This is a genomic window from Bradyrhizobium sp. (assembly GCF_047605465.1).
GTDB lineage: Bacteria > Pseudomonadota > Alphaproteobacteria > Rhizobiales > Xanthobacteraceae > Bradyrhizobium.
This window is the reverse complement of sequence record NZ_JASGFS010000006.1, coordinates 164,418-182,134: the sequence shown is the minus strand read 5'-3', so window position 1 is coordinate 182,134 and position 17,717 is coordinate 164,418. Positions and strand designations below refer to the sequence as shown.

The 17,717-nt window shown below is 64.5% G+C and carries 14 protein-coding genes; 5 read left to right on the top strand and 9 right to left on the bottom strand.

Annotation, left to right across the window (positions count from 1 at the left end):
- Window positions 1-7: 7 nt before the first annotated feature.
- The 4 genes from QM712_RS09005 to murJ all read right to left on the bottom strand — a co-directional run bounded on the left by QM712_RS09005 (window position 8) and on the right by murJ (window position 4,057).
- The gene (locus QM712_RS09005) at window positions 8-577 is read right to left on the bottom strand and encodes a NifU family protein (protein ID WP_415022724.1); all 570 of its coding nucleotides are present in this window, start codon (window positions 575-577) and stop codon (window positions 8-10) included.
- A 188-nt stretch (window positions 578-765) separates the two neighbouring features.
- Window positions 766-1,260, bottom strand: coding sequence for a universal stress protein (locus tag QM712_RS09000; protein WP_415022723.1), 495 nt, complete (start codon window positions 1,258-1,260; stop codon window positions 766-768).
- 107 nt (window positions 1,261-1,367) lie between these two features.
- Window positions 1,368-2,420: a tryptophan--tRNA ligase gene (trpS, locus tag QM712_RS08995; RefSeq protein ID WP_415022722.1), complete on the bottom strand. Its 1,053-nt coding sequence runs from the start codon at window positions 2,418-2,420 to the stop codon at window positions 1,368-1,370.
- A 104-nt stretch (window positions 2,421-2,524) separates the two neighbouring features.
- A complete protein-coding gene (gene murJ, locus QM712_RS08990; RefSeq protein ID WP_415022721.1) occupies window positions 2,525-4,057 on the bottom strand; it encodes a murein biosynthesis integral membrane protein MurJ in 1,533 nt (510 codons plus the stop codon).
- Window positions 4,058-4,240: 183 nt separating this feature from the next.
- Between murJ and QM712_RS08985 the strand changes: the two genes are divergently transcribed.
- Window positions 4,241-5,242: an adenosine kinase gene (locus QM712_RS08985; protein WP_415022720.1), complete on the top strand. Its 1,002-nt coding sequence runs from the start codon at window positions 4,241-4,243 to the stop codon at window positions 5,240-5,242.
- A 152-nt stretch (window positions 5,243-5,394) separates the two neighbouring features.
- On the opposite strand, the gene QM712_RS08980 is transcribed toward QM712_RS08985, so the two are convergent.
- Entirely contained in the window at window positions 5,395-7,089 is a 1,695-nt protein-coding gene (locus QM712_RS08980) for an AMP-binding protein (RefSeq protein WP_415022719.1), read from the bottom strand.
- Between the two features lie 143 nt (window positions 7,090-7,232).
- Window positions 7,233-8,426 carry a serine hydrolase domain-containing protein gene (locus tag QM712_RS08975; RefSeq protein WP_415022718.1) on the bottom strand — a complete coding sequence of 398 codons (1,194 nt, stop codon included), beginning with the start codon at window positions 8,424-8,426 and terminating at the stop codon, window positions 7,233-7,235.
- Window positions 8,427-8,770: 344 nt separating this feature from the next.
- Here QM712_RS08975 and QM712_RS08970 point away from each other — a divergent pair, with 344 nt between their 5' ends.
- Entirely contained in the window at window positions 8,771-9,091 is a 321-nt protein-coding gene (locus tag QM712_RS08970) for a hypothetical protein (RefSeq protein ID WP_194478636.1), read from the top strand.
- A 221-nt stretch (window positions 9,092-9,312) separates the two neighbouring features.
- The gene (locus tag QM712_RS08965) at window positions 9,313-10,806 is read left to right on the top strand and encodes an NAD-dependent succinate-semialdehyde dehydrogenase (RefSeq protein WP_415022717.1); all 1,494 of its coding nucleotides are present in this window, start codon (window positions 9,313-9,315) and stop codon (window positions 10,804-10,806) included.
- Window positions 10,807-10,958: 152 nt separating this feature from the next.
- Here QM712_RS08965 and QM712_RS08960 read toward each other — a convergent pair whose 3' ends face one another.
- The 3 genes from QM712_RS08960 to QM712_RS08950 form a co-directional block, all read right to left on the bottom strand.
- On the bottom strand, window positions 10,959-11,984 hold the full coding sequence (locus QM712_RS08960; RefSeq protein WP_415022716.1) for a GlxA family transcriptional regulator: 1,026 nt from the start codon (window positions 11,982-11,984) through the stop codon (window positions 10,959-10,961).
- A 301-nt stretch (window positions 11,985-12,285) separates the two neighbouring features.
- The gene (locus QM712_RS08955) at window positions 12,286-12,795 is read right to left on the bottom strand and encodes a prolyl-tRNA synthetase associated domain-containing protein (protein ID WP_415022715.1); all 510 of its coding nucleotides are present in this window, start codon (window positions 12,793-12,795) and stop codon (window positions 12,286-12,288) included.
- Window positions 12,796-12,810: 15 nt separating this feature from the next.
- Entirely contained in the window at window positions 12,811-14,637 is a 1,827-nt protein-coding gene (locus QM712_RS08950; protein ID WP_415022714.1) for a CocE/NonD family hydrolase, read from the bottom strand.
- Window positions 14,638-14,864: 227 nt separating this feature from the next.
- On the opposite strand from QM712_RS08950, the gene QM712_RS08945 reads away from it, so the two are divergent.
- Together QM712_RS08945 and QM712_RS08940 are read left to right on the top strand one after the other, a co-directional pair.
- Window positions 14,865-16,523 carry an amidohydrolase gene (locus QM712_RS08945; RefSeq protein ID WP_415022713.1) on the top strand — a complete coding sequence of 553 codons (1,659 nt, stop codon included), beginning with the start codon at window positions 14,865-14,867 and terminating at the stop codon, window positions 16,521-16,523.
- A complete protein-coding gene (locus QM712_RS08940; RefSeq protein ID WP_415022712.1) occupies window positions 16,520-17,551 on the top strand; it encodes a CobW family GTP-binding protein in 1,032 nt (343 codons plus the stop codon). The genes QM712_RS08945 and QM712_RS08940 overlap by 4 nt, the downstream gene beginning before the upstream one ends.
- The last annotated feature ends 166 nt before the right edge of the window (window positions 17,552-17,717 follow it).

Below are 17,717 nucleotides of genomic sequence, written 5' to 3'. Positions count from 1 at the left end.
TTTCACGTCACATCGGCCGCACTTCGACCACGTCGGGCACGAAATGCTTGAGCAGGTTCTGGATGCCGTGCTGGAGCGTCGCGGTCGATGACGGGCAGCCGGAGCAGGCGCCCTTCATGTTGAGATAGACGATGCCGTCCTTGAAGCCGCGGAAGGTGATGTCGCCGCCGTCATTGGCGACCGCCGGCCGCACGCGGGTCTCGATCAGGTCCTTGATCATGTCGACCGTCTCCGCATCGGCCTCGTCGAAGAACTCGTCCTCGTCGTCGAGATCGGCATCGCCCTGCGCTGCGCCGTCGGCGAGCAGCGGCGCGCCGGACATGTAATGCTCCATGATGGCGCCGAGGATCGCGGGCTTGAGCTGCTGCCATTCACCGTCCGCCTTGGTCACGGTGATGAAGTCCGATCCGTAGAACACGCCCGTGACGCCGGGCACGTCGAACAGTTTTTCGGCAAGCGGCGAACGGACGGCGGTCTCGCGGGTGGAAAATTCCATCGGATTGCCGTCGAGCACGACGCGGCCGGGAATGAATTTCAGCGTGGCGGGATTGGGGGTGGCTTCGGTCTGAATGAACATGGTTTTCTCCGGACGTCGCCGGTTCAAGGCCGGCGCGTGAGCTATCCACTAGCAGATGGCGACGGCGAACGCACGATCAAGGGGTGGAATGGCCGTTCCGCTGTTATATCAGCGGGTTAGCGCGGCGTTTCCTGGTCCCCCGCTTCCCGGGAAGCGGAAATCCCGGCAAGGGCGATGACGATGGCTCGCTACGACAGCGAATCCACGCTTTGATCGCTCAGCGCGCCGGAGATGATCGTCACCGGGATGGGGAACACACCCAGCTCATGTGCGAGCAGCGCGACCCATGGTCCGGGGCCCTCGGCGCCGGGATTGGCCGCGAGCACCAGCATGGCGATATCGGGGTCTTCGTCGATCACCGCGAGCAATTGTTCCATCGGCGCGCCTTCGCGGATGAGGCGTTCCGGCGTGATCGCGGCGATGCCGTTGGCGCGGCCGGCGGCGCGGTCGATCGCGGCATTGGCCTCTTCATGCGCCTCGGCGCGCATGATGTCGGCAACCCCGAGCCATTCCTGGCTCGGCTCATCGGTCTCGATGATGCGCAGCATCACCACGCCGCCGCCGGCGCGGATCGCCCAGCGGCTCGCGTAATAGACCGCGCGATCCCACTCGGCGGTGTCGTCAACGATGACGAGGCATTTGGGCTTGTGACCCGGCTCGAAGCAAAGTCGCTTGCTGGTCATGCATGTCCCGGCGTGTGCACGACCGGCATGCTGCCACACTCCCTTGCGCTTTGGGAGGGGGAAGCGGTCGGCACTGTCGCGCCGGCCGCGTTCGTCCTGCGCAATGATCAGCGCCGGCGGATGAAGCCGACGATGTCCTTCGAGAGCTTCATGGTCTCGTCGGCGATGGCGCGGGCCCGGTCGGAGCCGTCGTTCAGGATCGCTTCGATATGGCCGGGGTCGGCGACGAGACGCTTCATCTCGCCGGCGATCGGCGCGAGCTTGGTGACGCACAGCTCCGCCAGCGCATTCTTGAAGCTGGAGAACTGGCCGCCGCCGAAGTCGCGGAGCACGTCGGCCTTGGAGCGGTCGGAGAGCGCGGCGAAGATGCCGACGAGATTGTCGGCTTCGGGACGCGCTTCCAGGCCCTTTTCCTCGGTCGGGAGGGGCTCCGGATCGGTCTTCGCCTTGCGGATCTTCTGCGCGATGGTGTCGGCGTCGTCGGTCAGGTTGATGCGCGAATTGTCGGACGGATCCGACTTCGACATCTTCTTGGTGCCGTCGCGCAGGCTCATGACGCGCGTCGCCGGCCCCGTGATCAAGGGTTCCGGCAGCGGGAAGAACAGTCCGTCATTGGCGCCCAGGTTGCGGATCGAGTCGCCGAAATCGTTGTTGAACTTCTGCGCGATGTCCCGCGACAGCTCGAGATGCTGCTTCTGGTCGTCGCCGACCGGAACATGAGTGGCACGGTAGAGCAGGATGTCGGCCGCCATCAGCACGGGATAGTCGAACAGCCCGACGGAGGCGTTCTCGCGGTCCTTGCCGGCCTTCTCCTTGAACTGGGTCATGCGGCCCAGCCAGCCCATGCGCGCGACGCAGTTGAAGATCCAGGTGAGCTCGGCGTGGCCTGAGACCTGGCTCTGGTTGAACACGATGTGCTTGTTCGGATCGATGCCGCTCGCGATGAACGCCGCGGTCACCTCGCGGGTGTTGCGCGCGAGCTCGGCCGGTCCGCCCCAGACGTCCACGCCCTGCGTGATCGCGTGCATGTCGACGACGCAATAGATGCAGTTGTGGGTCTGCTGCATCTTCACGAAGTTGACGACCGCGCCGAGGTAATTGCCGAGGTGCAGGTTGCCCGTCGGCTGGACGCCCGAAAAGACCCGTTCAACGAATGGCATGGTTGGTTTTCCTGGCAAGCCTTCCCATAGGTAATTGGCCGTCGTTTCCAACAGCGGCGCTGCCCCGTCAAGGGTAATTCCACCGCCCGCATGCCGAGGTCGGGCTAGGCAGGCCGCTTCAGGGCGTTAGCCGCCTCGCGCCAGGAGGCGGCGCCGAGGATTTGGAGGAGCAGGCCGTAGACCCCGATTCCGGCCCCGATCTGCAGGCCCAGCACGACGAAGCGGACAAGGCCATGCGCTTCGGCAGGCGAGAGACCCGTCGTCAACCAGAGCAGACCGCCCATGGCGGCGGCGGCAAGCACGATCCGCGGCAGCCGCCTGCGGGCGGCCGCATCGACCGAGAAGCCGAACTCGGCGGTCCCTGTGCGGAGCAGGGAGAACGCGCTGCTCCAGGCGCCCGCCGCAATGCTCGCGGCGATCCCGCTCGCGCCGAAGACGTGACCGAGCAGGACCGCGAGCGCGACGGCGACGACGAAGCCTTTGGCCGTTGCCACGAGCGGCGTCATCGTGTCGCCACGGGCAAAGAAGGCAGGCGACAGCGCCTTGATCAGCACGTGCGCCGGCAGTCCCAGCGCCAGCCACATCAGAGCGTTCGCCGTCGCCGCGCTGTCATCTGCGCCGAAGGCGCCGTGCTCGAACAACAGCCGTACGATCGGGCCGGACAAGACGATCAGGCCGAGCGTGGCAGGCAAGGCGAGGCCGGCGGCAAGTTCCAGCGCGCGCGATTCCGCGTGCGCCACGGCATCGCGATCGCCGCTGCCGACCGCGCGCGTCAGCTCCGGCACCAGCACGGTGCCCATGGCGACGCCGACGATGCCGAGCGGCAGCTCGATCAGGCGGTTGGCGAAGTAGAGCCAGGACACCGCCGAGGGCGTCGCGGACGCGATGATCGCACCGGCCACCATCAGCCATTGCGGCCCGGAGCTTGCGATCATGCCGGGAACCGCCTTGGCGATGAAGCCGCGCATCTCCGCATCGAACGTCGCGCGCAGCGGCGTGGCGAGGCCGGCGCTCTTCTGCGAGAGCAGCATCACCAGCTGCAGCAGGCCGGCGACGCCGACCGTGGCCGCGAGCATCCACGCGGCGAAGCGGGCGTCGGCATGCCAGAGCAGCAGCGCCGCGATGGTGGCGATGAGCGCGATGTTGAACAGCAGCGGCGAGAACGCGGTGAGGGCGAAGCGCCCTTGCGCGTTGAGCAATCCCATCAGCACCGTGACGGGGCCGGCGAAGGCGAGATAGGGCAGCATCAGCCGCGCATTCTCCACGGCGAGGTCGCGTGTCTCGCTGCCGAGAAAGCCGGGCGCGACGACGGTGATGACCAGGGGCATCACCAGCGCGATGGCGATCGAGATCACGATCAGGCCGGCGCTGACCGTGCCGAGCACGCGTCCGGCGAATGCCGCCGCGGCAACATCGCCATCGCGGTCGCGGATGCGCAGCCACGCCGGGATCAGCGCCGCATTCAGGGCGCCCTCGCTGAGCAGACGCCGCACCACGTTGACCAGCTGGAACGCGGCCAGGAAGGCGTCGGCGACGGCGCCGGTGCCGAGCAGCGCCGCGATCAGGGAATCGCGGGCAAAGCCCAGCAGCCGCGAGGCCAGCGTTCCCGTCGAGACTGTCAGGAAGGAGCGGATCATCGGGCCGTCATACCATAGCGTTTTCGAGCGGAGGGGCCCCGTTCGCGTATAGAGAACGCATCAAAGGACAACTCTCGTTGCTTGCTCGCCAAGGCCCGGTCGTGATAGGCCGCGAGCCAGATTTCAGGCCGACAGGAAGCGGATTTCCCCGGTAATCGCAATCCGGCAACAGGATCAAGGTGAATGGCTGACGTGAAATATGACGTTCTCGGGATCGGCAACGCACTGTTCGACGTGCTGGTCAGGACCGATGAAGCCTTTTTGGCCCGGCACGGCATGACCAAGGGCAGCATGTCCCTGATCGACGAGGCGCGGGCCGCCGCCATCTACAAGGATATGGGACCTGCGACGGAGGTCTCGGGCGGCTCGGCGGCCAACACCATCGTCGGCATCGGCAGCCTCGGCGCGCGTGCCGCCTATGTCGGCAAGGTCAAGGACGACCAGATCGGCAAGCTCTACGTCCATGACATCCGCGCCGCCGGCGTTGCCTTCGACACGCCCGCCGCGAAGGACGGCCCCGCCACCGGTTGCTCCTACATCCTGGTCACGGGCGACGGCGAGCGCACCATGAACACCTATCTCGGTGCCGCCCAGGATCTGTCGCCGGCCGACATCGACCCGGCCGAGATTGCCGGCGCCGGCATCGTCTATCTCGAGGGCTATCTCTGGGATCCCAAGAACGCCAAGGACGCCTTCGTCAAGGCCGCGAAGATCGCCCATGACGCCAAGCGCAAGGTGGCGCTGACGCTGTCGGATTCCTTCTGCGTCGACCGCTATCGCGACGAGTTCCTGGGGCTGATGCGTAACGGCACCGTCGATATCGTCTTCGCCAACGAATCCGAGCTGCACGCGCTCTACATGACGTCGGACTTCGACACCGCGCTCAAGCAGTTGCGCAACGACGTCGGTCTCGGCGTGGTCACCCGCAGCGAGAAAGGCTGCGTGGTGGTGTCGGCGGACGACGCCGTCGCCGCGCCCGCGTTCCCCGTCACCCAGGTGGTCGACACCACCGGCGCCGGCGATCTCTTCGCCGCCGGCTTCCTGTTCGGCCTGGCGCGCAACCTGGCGCACAAGCAGTGCGGCGAACTCGGCGCGCTTGCGGCGGCCGAAGTGATCCAGCACATCGGCGCCCGCCCGCAGGTGTCGCTGAAGGAACTCGCGCAGCAGCGCGGGCTGAAGGTCTAGCACTCTGGCTCGCTCCACCCGTCATTGCGAGCGAAGCGATCCAGAGTCTTGCCGCGCAGGCAGGTCTTGATTGCTTCGCTGCGTTCGCAATCACGAGCGGGTGGCAATGACACGCTGCATCGTCGGCCGCCGTCGCGCGGCCCGATGTCAGCTCACGCCGTCTTCGCGGCCTTCAGCCCCAGCCGTTCCTCCACCGCTTCGCGCATCAGGAATTTCTGGATCTTGCCGGTCACCGTCATCGGGAATTCGTCGACGAATTCCACGTAGCGCGGGATCTTGTTGTGCGCGATCTGCCCCTCGCAGAAGGCGCGCACCTCCTCCGCCGTCAGCTTTTCGCCCGAGCGGAGACGAATCCAGGCGCAGAGCTCCTCGCCATAGCGGCTGTCCGCCACACCGAAGATCTGCACGTCCTGGATCTTGGGATGGCGATAGAGGAATTCCTCGATCTCGCGCGGATAGAGGTTCTCGCCGCCGCGGATCACCATGTCCTTGATGCGGCCGACGATGTTGCAATAGCCCGCATCGTCGATGGTGGCGAGGTCGCCCGTGTGCATCCAGCCGTTCGCGTCGAGCACGTCGGCGGTCTTCTCCTTGTCCTCCCAATAGCCCAGCATGACGCTGTAGCCGCGGGTGCAGAGCTCGCCGCGTTCGCCGCGCTTGACGATCCTGCCGTCGAGATCGACGACCTTGACCTCGACATGCGGATGGATCCGCCCGACCGTGGAGACGCGGCGTTCGAGCGGGTCGTCGACCGCGCTCTGGAAGCTCACCGGGCTCGTCTCGGTCATGCCATAGGCGATCGTCACCTCCCGCATGTTCATCTCGGTGTTGACGCGCTTCATCACCTCGATCGGGCAGGGCGCGCCGGCCATGATGCCGGTGCGCAGCGATTTGAGGTCGAAGCGCGAAAACTCGGGATGATCGAGCTCGGCGATGAACATGGTCGGCACGCCGTAGAGCGCGGTGCACTTCTCCTGTTCGATGGTGCGCAGCGTGACGAGCGGATCGAAGCCTTCGCCGGGATAGACCATGGTCGCGCCGAGCGTGACGGAGGCGAGATTGCCCATCACCATGCCGAAGCAGTGATAGAGCGGCACCGGAATGCAGATGCGGTCCTGTTCGCTCAGGCGCATCGCACGGCCGGTGAAATAGCCGTTGTTGAGGATGTTGTGGTGGGTGAGCGTCACGCCCTTGGGTGAACCGGTCGTGCCGCTGGTGAACTGGATGTTGACGGGGTCGTCGAACTGCAGCGAGGCCCCGAGTACGGCGAGCTGCTCGCGATGCCTGGCGCCGCCCATGCCCGAGACCTCGTCGAACGGGATCGTGCCGGGACAGGCGGGGCCGCCGATCTGGATGACGCTGCGCAAGGCGGGCAGTCGCGCCGCGCGCAATTGGCCCGGCGTGGCGCCGGCGAGTTCCGGCAGCAGCGTGTTCAGCATCTCCATGTAGTTGCTGGTCTTGAACGCGGTCGCGGTGACGATCGCCTCGCAGCCGACCTTGCGAAGCGCGAACTCCAGCTCGCTCAGGCGATAGGCGGGATTGATCGTCACCAGGATCAACCCGGCCTTGGCGGCGGCGAATTGCGTCAGCGTCCATTCGGGCCGGTTCAGCGACCAGATGCCGATCCGCGTGCCGCGCTCGAGACCGAGCGCGAGGAAACCTGCGGCAAGGGCGTCAACCCGCTCGGCAAACTCCCGCCATGTCCAGCGCACGCCGTGACTCGGAGACACCAATGCCTCGCGGTCGCCCCAGCGTTGCACGGCCTGATCCAGGCTGCGGCCGATGGTGTCGCCGAGCAGCGGCATGTCGGAGATGCCGCAGACGTAACTTTCGCTCTTGTCCGCCAAATCGAAATCCTCTCGTCAAAGCTGGTCGGTGTGGTCGTCCGTCGCCCGGGCTTGTCCCTTGCATCCACGGTCCGGGTGCCGCGGTGTAACGCGCGCATGGCCGGGACGAGCCCGGCCATGTCGTGTGGTGAAAGCGGTGCTGCTCAAGCCGCCCGCTTTCCGCTGCCGGCATCGAGGCCGGCATAGACGCCGCGCTCGAAGCCCGCGAACGCCTCCAGGCATTTGGCGTCGGCGAACGGCAGGAGTTGCATCAGGATGACGCCGGTGACGTCGCGCGACGGATCGATCCAGTAATAGGTGTTCGCGAGCCCCGCCCAGAACAGGCTGCCGGGGCTGCGGCCCTCCGCCGTCTTCGCGGTGTTGATCATGAAGCTGAGGCCCCACTTCTTGACCTGATCGGGGAACAGGTCGACGTCGTTGGTGTACATCGGCAAGGCCGAGATCATCTTGGTCATCTGGAGTTCGCCGATGTGGTTCTGCCCCATCGACGCGATCGTCTCGGCCTTCAGCACCTGGTTGCCGTTGCCGCGGCCCTTGTTCAGGATCATCTGGGTGAACTTGATGTAGTCGCCCGCGGTCGAATAGAGGCCGCCGCCACCCATGTGGAATTCCGGCGCCTGTTCGAGCTCGAACGGGATCGCGGCGAGCTGGCCGTCCTCGCCGCGCGCATGCATGCCGACCAGCCGCTTGCGCATGCTGTCGGTGATCTTGAAGCCGGTATCGCCCATGCCGAGCGGCGCGAACAAATTGTCGCGCAGATACGCATCGAGCCGCTTGCCGCTGACGGCCTCGACCGCCTTGCCGACGAAATCGATATTGGTGCCGTATTCCCAGCGCGTGCCGGGGTCGGTCGCGATCGGCGTCTTCAAGGCCGCGTTCTGGCAGGTCGTGATCGCGGGAATGCCGGTTTTTTCCAGATAGATCGCGAGATCGCCGTTCCACATGTTGTAGCAGAAGCCGGCGGTGTGGGTCATGAGTTGGCGCAGCGTGATCGCGCCCTTGGCCGGCCGCAGCTTCGGCTCGCCCTTGGCATCGAAGCCTTCCAGCACCTGCGGCTTGGCGAGATCGGGCAGCAACGAGCCGATCGGTGCGTCCAGCGACAGCTTGCCCTGCTCGACCAGCTGCATCGCGCCGGCGGTCGTCACCGCCTTCGTCATCGAGGCGATCCAGAACACGCTGTCGGCCGTCATCGCATCGGGCTTGGACAGATCGCGCTTGCCGAACGCGCCCTGGTAGAGGATGTCGTTACCGCTGGCGGCGATGGCGACGACGCCGGGGATCTCCTTGGCATCGCTCTTCTGGCGCAGAAGCTCGTCGATCTGGGCTTTGCTTTGCATACGCGTTTCCTCCGGTTTGATTATTTTTGAAGTGATCGATTGTCCTCCTGCGGATCGCGTGCGGCAAGCATCTCAGCTTCCATGCGGGTCGCGATGTCGTGACTTGACGGTTTGCGCCCCAGGCAGGACGACAAAGAGGCTGGGCTGCAACACTCCTCCACAAACTGCGGTGGATGGCCGCACCTCGCCATTACCGCGGATGGGGTCAGGCGATATGTTTCGGGTGTTTGAAGCACTTGAAACATTTTGTGCGTTGCGGCGTTCAGCACATGGCCGAAATGCGGCCAACGCTAGGATTTTAAGTAAATGTTGGCGGCCCTTCCGTGGCCGCGAGGGGGCTTGAGATGATTTCCACCTGGAGCGAATGGAAGCGCTATCCCCGTCCTGGACGGGGCGACAATCTGGAGGCGCCGATCTCGCCGGGCATCTACGAGGTCCGCATCGCCGGGACTGGCGCTCTGTATTCGTTCGGTGCGGTCGACAATCTCGCCCAGTCGCTGGCGCTGCTGCCGGTCGGTTCGAAATCCTGGTTCGGCCGCCGCGACACCTCCGACGTCCCCGATCTCGAGTACCGGACCTGTGCGACCTCCTCGAAGGCCGACGCCAAGGCCGCGGCCGAGCGCATGATCGGCCGGCGCGAGACCTACATGAGCGGCGCCGCCTAAAGCGCGACGAGCCCGGCCGGGTTGCGTGTGCGGTCAAGACAGGCCTCTCCGCGGAGAGGTGCGCAGGCCCGGTGGCTGCATTTGTTTCGGTCAATGAAATCGGTGCGTCCTGGCGCCGCTCCGATGTCCGCTTCCGAGCAGATTTGCGTTGCGGGACGGTGCATTGCGTGCCGCTTCTCCCTATATTCCGGGCCGATCTGATCGCCCCAAGGAGCAACGCCATGACCCCGACCGCCGCCGCCCGCGCCCCGCAAGCCACAGCCGCCCTGCGCGACCGGTTGAAGGACCCATCGCTCCTCAAGGAGGCCTGCTACATCGACGGGGCCTGGGTCGGCGCGCCCGTCTTCGCCGTCAACAATCCCGCGACCGGAGTCGAGCTCGCAAAGGTGCCGCAGCTTGGCGCGGCGGAGACGACCAAGGCGGTCGAGGCCGCCGCGCGGGCCTTTCCGGCCTGGGCCAAGCACACCGCCAAGCAGCGCTCCAACATCCTGCGCAAATGGTTCGAGCTGATCATCGCCAACCGCGAGGATCTCGCGCTGATCCTCACCTCCGAGCAGGGCAAGCCGCTCTCCGAAGCGCTCGGCGAGGTCGACATCGGCGCCGCCTATATCGAGTTCTTCGCGGAAGAAGCCCGCCGCGTCTACGGCGAGACCATTCCGTCGCAGCGGCCCGATGCGCGGCTGCTTGCGATCAAGCAGCCGATCGGCGTCTGCGGCGCGATCACGCCGTGGAATTTCCCGAACTCGATGATCACCCGGAAGGTGTCGCCGGCGCTCGCGGCCGGCTGCACCGTGGTGCTGAAGCCCGCGAATGAGACGCCGCTTTCGGCGCTCGCGCTGGCCGTGCTCGCCGAGAAGGCCGGCGTCCCCAAGGGTGTGCTCAACATCATCACCGGCGACGCGCCGCCGATCGGTAAAGTGTTGTGCGAGCATCCGGCTGTGCGTTTCGTCGGCTTCACCGGCTCGACTCCGGTCGGCAAGATTCTCTACCAGCAGGCTTCCGTCGGCGTGAAGCGGCTCGGCCTCGAGCTCGGCGGCAATGCGCCGTTCGTGGTGTTCGACGATGCCGACATCGACGCCGCGGTCGAAGGTGCGATCGTCTCGAAATACCGCAACATGGGCCAGACCTGCGTCTGCGCGAACCGTCTCTACGCCCAGGACAAGATCTACGACGAGTTCGTGCAGAAGCTGTCCAAGAAGGTCGCGGCGATGAAGATCGGCGACGGCACTGAAACCGGCGTCACGCAGGGCCCGCTGATCAATTTGAAAGCTGTCGACAAGGTCGAGCGCCACATCGCGGATGCGGTTAAGCGCGGCGCGAAGATCGTCACCGGCGGAAAGCGCAGCGAACTCGGGCGCTCCTTCTTCGAGCCGACCGTGCTCGCCGACGTCAAGCCGGACTCGCTGGTGTCGCAGGAGGAGACATTCGGCCCGCTCGCACCGGTGATCCGCTTCAAGGACGAAGCCGACGTGATCGCGATGTGCAACGCATCGCCGTTCGGTCTTGCCTCCTACTTCTACTCCCGCGATCTCGGCCGCGTCTGGCGCGTTGCCGAAGCGCTTGAATCCGGCATGGTCGGCGTCAACACCGGCCTCATCACCACCGAGGTCGCGCCTTTCGGTGGCGTCAAGGAAAGCGGCCTTGGCCGTGAAGGTTCGCGTCACGGCATGGAGGAGTATGTCGAGATCAAATACGTGATGATGGCGGGTGTGTAGTCACACGAGCAGGGCGGCGCCGACGTGGTCAGCGCCGCCCTGTTTCTGATGGCCTGTCGCGGCGAAGCCAAAGCGGTTCGCGTCGTCGTCGTGACCGGTCCCTTGCGCGGAGCGGACCAACGCGCACGCGTGATGCAGGGATCGAACGCGAGTCACGCGTGGTCGTAAACCCGCCGCCCTTCCGCATTCGGTGTGAATTCGAGGATGCTTCCGAGCGTTCTCCGGCGGTCCTCCGACGGGTTTGTTCCGAACGCCGCCTTGAAGGCCTTGCTCAGATGCGATCCGTCCACGAAGCCGGTTTCCGCCGCGATCGCGGCGAGCGTCATGTCGGTTTTCATCATCCAGCGCGCGTGCTTCAGGCGGAGGCGCAGATATGCGCTTTGCGGTGATTGACCGGTTTCATCCTTGAAGAGGCGCTCCAGTTGCCGGGTGCTGAGGTGAACCTTGGCCGCCAGCTTCGCGATCGAAAGCGGCGACGAGAGGTTCTGCTCCATGATGAGAAGCGCTCGCGAGATGCGTCCATCGTTGCCCACGAACTCGGTGGGTGGCGCGGATTGCGCGGTCGATCCAGGCAGCATCTGATCGATCTGCATGATGTGGAGCGCCTTCTGCGCATTGGAGCGCCCCAGCCGCAGTTCGACGATGTAGGCGGCGAGATAGGCCGCGCCGATTCCGCCGGAGCACGTGATGCGCCGGCCATCCACCACGTAGAGCTGGTCGGCGATCGGCAGCGTGTCGCCGAACTCCTCGAGGAAATCCCGGTAATGATACCAGCTGATGCAGCACTTCTTCTGGCGCAGCAGTCCAAGCCGCCAGAGGATGAAGCTGCCGGTGCAGACGCCGACGATCGAGGCGTTCGATTCCGCCGCGGCGATCAGATACCGCCCCGTGCGATCGTCGATCTGGGGACCCTCGTGAAGGAGGCCGCCGACCACGATGATGTAATCCAGCTCGCGCGGCTCGATGAACCGGGACGTGGGGGTCACCAGGACTCCGCTGCTGGAGCGGACGGCCTCGCCGCTCGCCGACATGATGTGCCACTGGCAACGAATCTGGCGGCTGTTGTCGCCATCGTCCGCCGCCAGGCGCAGCACATCCAGGAAGTTCGAGAACGCAGTCAGCGTGAAGTTGTTGGACAGGATAAATCCAACGCGAAGTGGCCGAACCGCCTTTTCCATCCAATCCTCCCGAGTACCACGCCAAGGTTCGACCTCGACTTTTCTGTCGTCGAACCATATTGGGCCTAACGGTCAAGCAAAAACAAGGCCAGACTGCCGGGCGCTGCTGTGGAACAACGCCGCGCGGGAGTGTTTTCAGGAAGTTAATGCGCCGCGCTCATCCCCAATGAAACATGCGGATGTGCGGCAGGAGATCGTCTACCGGACGTTCAACAGCGGTCAGCGACGCACGATCGGTGGAATGGCGCTTCAGAAATGGCACAGCCGGTGCCCGCTGCCCCGCAGCGGGAGGAAGCGCCCCTCACGCGCTCGCGTCGTCAGCGCTGGTATCCACATAAACCGCTTCGCGGCCCGACAGGGTCAGGAACCCGGCGAACGCCTCTTGGGAGAGCGACGTCGTGCGTCGATTGTCGAGGGGATGGCAATTGATCGCGGTCGCAGTCGCCAATTTCGCGTCGAGCAGAAGCTTCACCTTTCCCGCCGCATCATTGACGATCGCCAGGACGGAAACGGCGCCGGGGCGTATGCCCAGCATTTCCAGCAGGGCGTCGGGTGAGCCGAAGGAAAGTCCGCCCTTGGCACCGATCTTCTTGGCGAGCTGCTTCAGGTTGATCGCGGCATCCTCGTCGGTCACGAACAGGAAATAGTTCTTCTTCCCGTCGCGAAGGAACAGGTTCTTCGTATGAAGGCCCGGAATGTCGCCGCGAAGAGCTTTCGATTCCTCGACGGTGTGGACCGCGGGGTGTTCGAACGTCTTGGCGTTGATTCCGTTCTTTTCGAGATGCGCGAGCAGTTCGTCGCTTTCGGTCATGGCAGGGCTTCCTCGTCAGACCGCGCGTAGCGGCAGGATGATGTGCGATCCATTACCACCGCCGCGCAGGACGTCGAACTGCAATGGACCCGCAGCGGGTATGCGCTGGAAATGGTCGGCGTCGGCGCCCTCCAGCGAGAGCCGGATCCGGCTCTTCGCCGAAAAAGTCCACGAGATCGGCAACAGGGAAAAGCGAAAGAGATGCGGCTCGCCGGGCGTCACGTCCCTGGCTTGTCCGCGCGTGCAGGGATGGAATACCGCAGGCGTCCGGTGATGCGGTGGCGGTTCGATCTCGCAGCGATGGATGGCACGCAGGCTGCCTTCGGTCACATAGAGCGATCGTCCGTCGGGCTGTATTTCGGACAGATATGCGTGGATCGCGAAATCCGTTGCCGGCGCCGTGATCCAGAGGCTGACGAGGCCGTGTCCGGTCAACTCCGCGTCTTCGGTAAGTTCCGCGCTCGTATAGTTCAGCATGCGGCCATCGCGGCCGTGCCAATCGGTGTAATATTCGCGGCTGTCGATCGCTGCGATCCGTTCGTATCGGGTGAATCGACCGGTCCCGGAATCGAAATTCACGTTGTGGCCGTCCGATCCCGCGGTGCCGCCAGCATCGCCAAGCCGTCCGTTCTGCGACAGGAACAGGGTCTTGCTGGCTTCGAGGGGAGGCCATGCGTCGGCGGCGCGCCACTCTTCCGCGTGAACGGAGAAATAATGGACGGGCTTCTCCGCCTCGATGCCGGTATCGCGCCCCTCCAAATACTGGTCGAAGAAGCGGAGGATCTCGGCCATGATATCGAACTCGGGCGCTTCACCGGATCGCCAGAGCGAGCAATTGATGCGCGCGCCGTGATCCCATGGACCGAGCAGAAGGAATTTTCGCGAATTGGGCAACGTGAGAAACCGGCTGATGGCGCCGTTGGCGTAGCCGGCGCCGTCCATCCAGCCCGACACCGAATAGATCGCGATGTCGTCACGCACGCCGCCGGCGTAAGTCGACGGACTGATCGAGTCGGACGAATACGGACTGCCCGGCTCCAGTGGTTCACTTCTGAATTCGAGCTTGCGCATCAAATCGGGCATGCGGAAGTTGCCCGCATGCTCCTTGACGGCCGCCACGCACGCTGCGCCGTCGGGATCATCGTCGACCGGGTGAGGTCCCCTGAAGGCGGGATTGGAGTAGTAGACGAACTCCTTGAGATATTCGCGCTTGTCCTGATCGAGGCCGGCCATCATCCGGTCGTAGACATCCGCGAGATTGGTCAGGAGTATTCCTCCCGGATAGTAGTTATCCAGATAGGTGTCCCAGACCGAGAACAGGGGAGCGATCGCCTTGACGGCGGGATGCGATGTCGATGCGAGAAAGTCGCTGGCCGCACCGAGATAGGAAATGCCGGTCGCGCCGATGGCGCCGTTCGACCAACCCTGCGCGACAATCCATTCGACGATCTCGTAGGCGTCGTCCCGTTCTCGGGGAGAGCGGAAGATGTCCCGCGTGCCGAAGCTTGCGCCGGTGCCGCGCACGTCCACCACGACGACCGCATAACCGCGAGGCAGGAATACATCACGATATTTCGCGATGTTGGGCGATGCTTCGATCCGTCCGGCCGCCGGGTCGACGGCAAAGCGCCGGTAATACGGCGTCTGTATCAGGATCGTCGGCCACGGCCCATCGCCTTGCGACCAGCTGGGAAGGTAGAGATCGACCGCCAGACGGCAGCCATCCTTCATCGTCAGGTAGAACGATTTCGGAGCGGATATGTCGTAGGTGGGCGGTCGCTTGCGGATATAGTCGCTGGGCGGAAGACGCCAGGCATTTCCGTTTCGATCACTGTCTGCCATCGTTCCCGTCCCGTATCTCTCGGATCGTTCGCTGCGGATTGGCGCATCGAGGGGCGATGATCACGTCTCGGCTCGCGGAGGCAAGGCAAGAGATCGACGGTGTCGCCTATTTACGGAAGCGATGTCGCACCCTTCCAACCCGAAATGAGCCCGAAAGTGCACATTGGTGCGGATACGGAGCTGCTGGTCGACTCCGTGCGTTCGGAATGAGCTGAAGGGGAATGGAGATGGCGGATATCAAGGTCTATCGGGCACGCAAGGTCATCACCATGGACCCCGGGCGGCCGTTCGCCGAATGCGTGGCCGTGCGTGACGGCCGCATCGTCTCGACCGGAACGATCGAGAGCATGCAGCCGTGGCTGAAGCGATACTCGCACGAGATCGACGACACCTTCGCCGACAAGTTCATCATGCCCGGCTTCATCGACCCGCATACGCATTTTGCGTTCTCGTCGAGCTACCTGACGATGCACTATGTCGGGCCGATCGACTCGCCCAGTCCGCAAGGCATGAACAAGGGCCTCAAGACGCGCCAGGAGGTTCTCGCCAAATTGCAGGAGGCCGCCGATTCCGATCCCGATCCCGACGCTCCGGTGATCGTCTGGGGATTGGATCCCGCGTCCCAGGGCGGCAATCTGCATCGCGACGAGCTCGATACCATCAAGACCAAGCGGCCGATGTGGGTGATCTCCTACGCGCCGCATTTCATCTATCTCAACAGCATCGCGCTGGAACGGGCGAAGATACCGACGAATACGAACGTTCACGGTGTGATGCGGTACCCGGATGGACGGCTCAACGGGCAGTTCGTCGAACTCGAGGCCGGACGGCTGGCTCTGGGTGCCATGCGTGAGGCGATTGCCGTGCGCGGCGGCGCCGACGGCATCAGGAGAATGGCCGACATCGCCAAGAAGGCCGGTGTCACCACCACGGCCGAAATGATCTTCGGCAAGGGAAACTTCGAAAACGAATGGAAGCTCTATTCGGACGTCGTCCCCGACGAGAGCTTCCCGATGCGGATGGGCCTCGTCTCACTCGAACTGGCGCTGCATGCCGACCACGGCGCAGGCGGTGCCGACTTCCTGCTGAAGGCGATGAATCGCGGCGACGACAAGCTGTTCTTCCATGGCGTGAAGTTTCTCTCCGACGGGTCGTTCCCGGCCATGTCGCTGAGGCTCAACTTCCCCGGATATCTCGATGGCAGCAACGGCGTGCGCAACGACATCCCCTGGGATGAGCTTCACGAGCGCATGCTTCCCTACTGGAAGGCCGGCATCCAGATTCACTGTCATGCCAACGGCGACGAGGCGGTGGATGCATCGTTGAATGCTCTGGCCAAGCTGCAGAAGCTGCAGCCTCAGTTCGACCACAGGTTCACCCTCGAGCATTATTGCATCAGCACCCCGGACCAGGCGCGCCGGCTCAAGGCGCTGGGCGGGTGCGCGAGCGTCAACAACTACTTCGTCCACTATCGCAGCCAGCTTCACAGCGACCAGGGCTTCGGCCCCGACCGTTCGGAGGCGATTGCGAGACTTGGCTCGCTCGAGCGGGAGGGCGTGGTCTTCGCGCTCCATTCCGACTATTCGCTCGTGCTGGTTCCGCTCCACCCGCTGACCGCGGCCTGGGCGGCCGTGAATCGCGTTGCGCTCGACGGCAAGACGGTGATGGCTCCGGGAGAGCGGATCGGCGTGGAACGGGCGATGCGGGCCATTACGATCGACGCGGCCTATGTTCTCGGCGCCGAGCAGCGGCTCGGCAGTCTCGAGCCGGGCAAGTTCGCGGACTTCACCATCCTCGACGCCAACCCGTTCGAGGTCGATCCCATGGCCCTCAAGGACATCGGGATCTGGGGCACCGTTCTCGGTGGAAAGCCGCAGCCGGCATGACCTCCGAATGGAAGCGCGCGGATGAGGCCGGGGCAGTGGACCCGGTCTCTGCGAAGCAGACGCTGTCGATGCTGATGGGCATCTTCGAGACGGCCCGGATCGTGCCGCGAACGTCTCCCTCGCGCGTGCTGCCGCTGACGATCATCAGTGGCTTCCTCGGCGCGGGGAAGACGACCCTGGTGAACCGCCTTCTGTCGGAACCTGCGGGCCGGCGGATCGCCGTCCTCGTCAACGACTTCGCCGCCGTCAACATCGACGAGGAGCTGATTCGTTTTCAGAGCGGCGATACCATCGGTCTCACGAATGGATGTGCCTGCTGCTCGATCAACGGCGATCTGGTCAACGCCATTCAGCGATTGGTGGAGCGGGACGACCCGCCGGATGCGGTCGTGCTGGAAGCCAGCGGAATCGCGGATCCGCGTGGAATCGCCCAGATCGCGCTGGCCAATCCGGCGATGAGGCTCGATGCGATCATCACCCTCGTCGATGCCGAAACCATCGCGGAACGGCTTCGCGACGAGCGAACGCGGGCCACGTTCGTTTCGCAGCTGACGGCCGCCGACATGATCGCGGTCAACAAGATCGATCTGGTTCACGCGCCGGGAAACGAGATCCGCGACACGATCGAATCGATCGCTCCCAAGCGGGTTGTGCTCGAAACCACCCACGGCAACATTCCGACGGACGTCGTGCTCGGCGCGGTCAATCGCACGGCTTCGCTGATGGCCTGCTCGCCCGCCGATCATGCCGTGGGCTTCTCGTCGACCGCGAGGGAGTGGAAGGACCCGGTCGACCGGGATACGGTCCTGCGCTGGCTGCGTGATCTTCCGCCATACATCATCAGGGCCAAGGGCACCTTCGCGTTCAGGAACGAGGAGGCCGCGCGATATGTCTACCAGCGCGTCGGCCGCCGCGAGGTTCTCGAATTGTCGCCCGAGACGGTGATCCCGTCATCGGAATCCCGAGTGGTTCTGATCGGCTTCTCCGACAGCTGGAAAGACGCCGATATTTCGGGGCCGCCGTCGTAGTGCTGAAGCCGAAGCGAGAGACGCCGCTTGCGCGCACCGTCGTCTCACGGTTCGGAACGATGGCGGATTTGTACCGGGCCGTCATGTCGCTTCCATCCAACGTCGGCGGCGCTCCGATGCTGGCACGATCACAGCCGGGACGGCTATGAAATGGCTGGTATTCCAC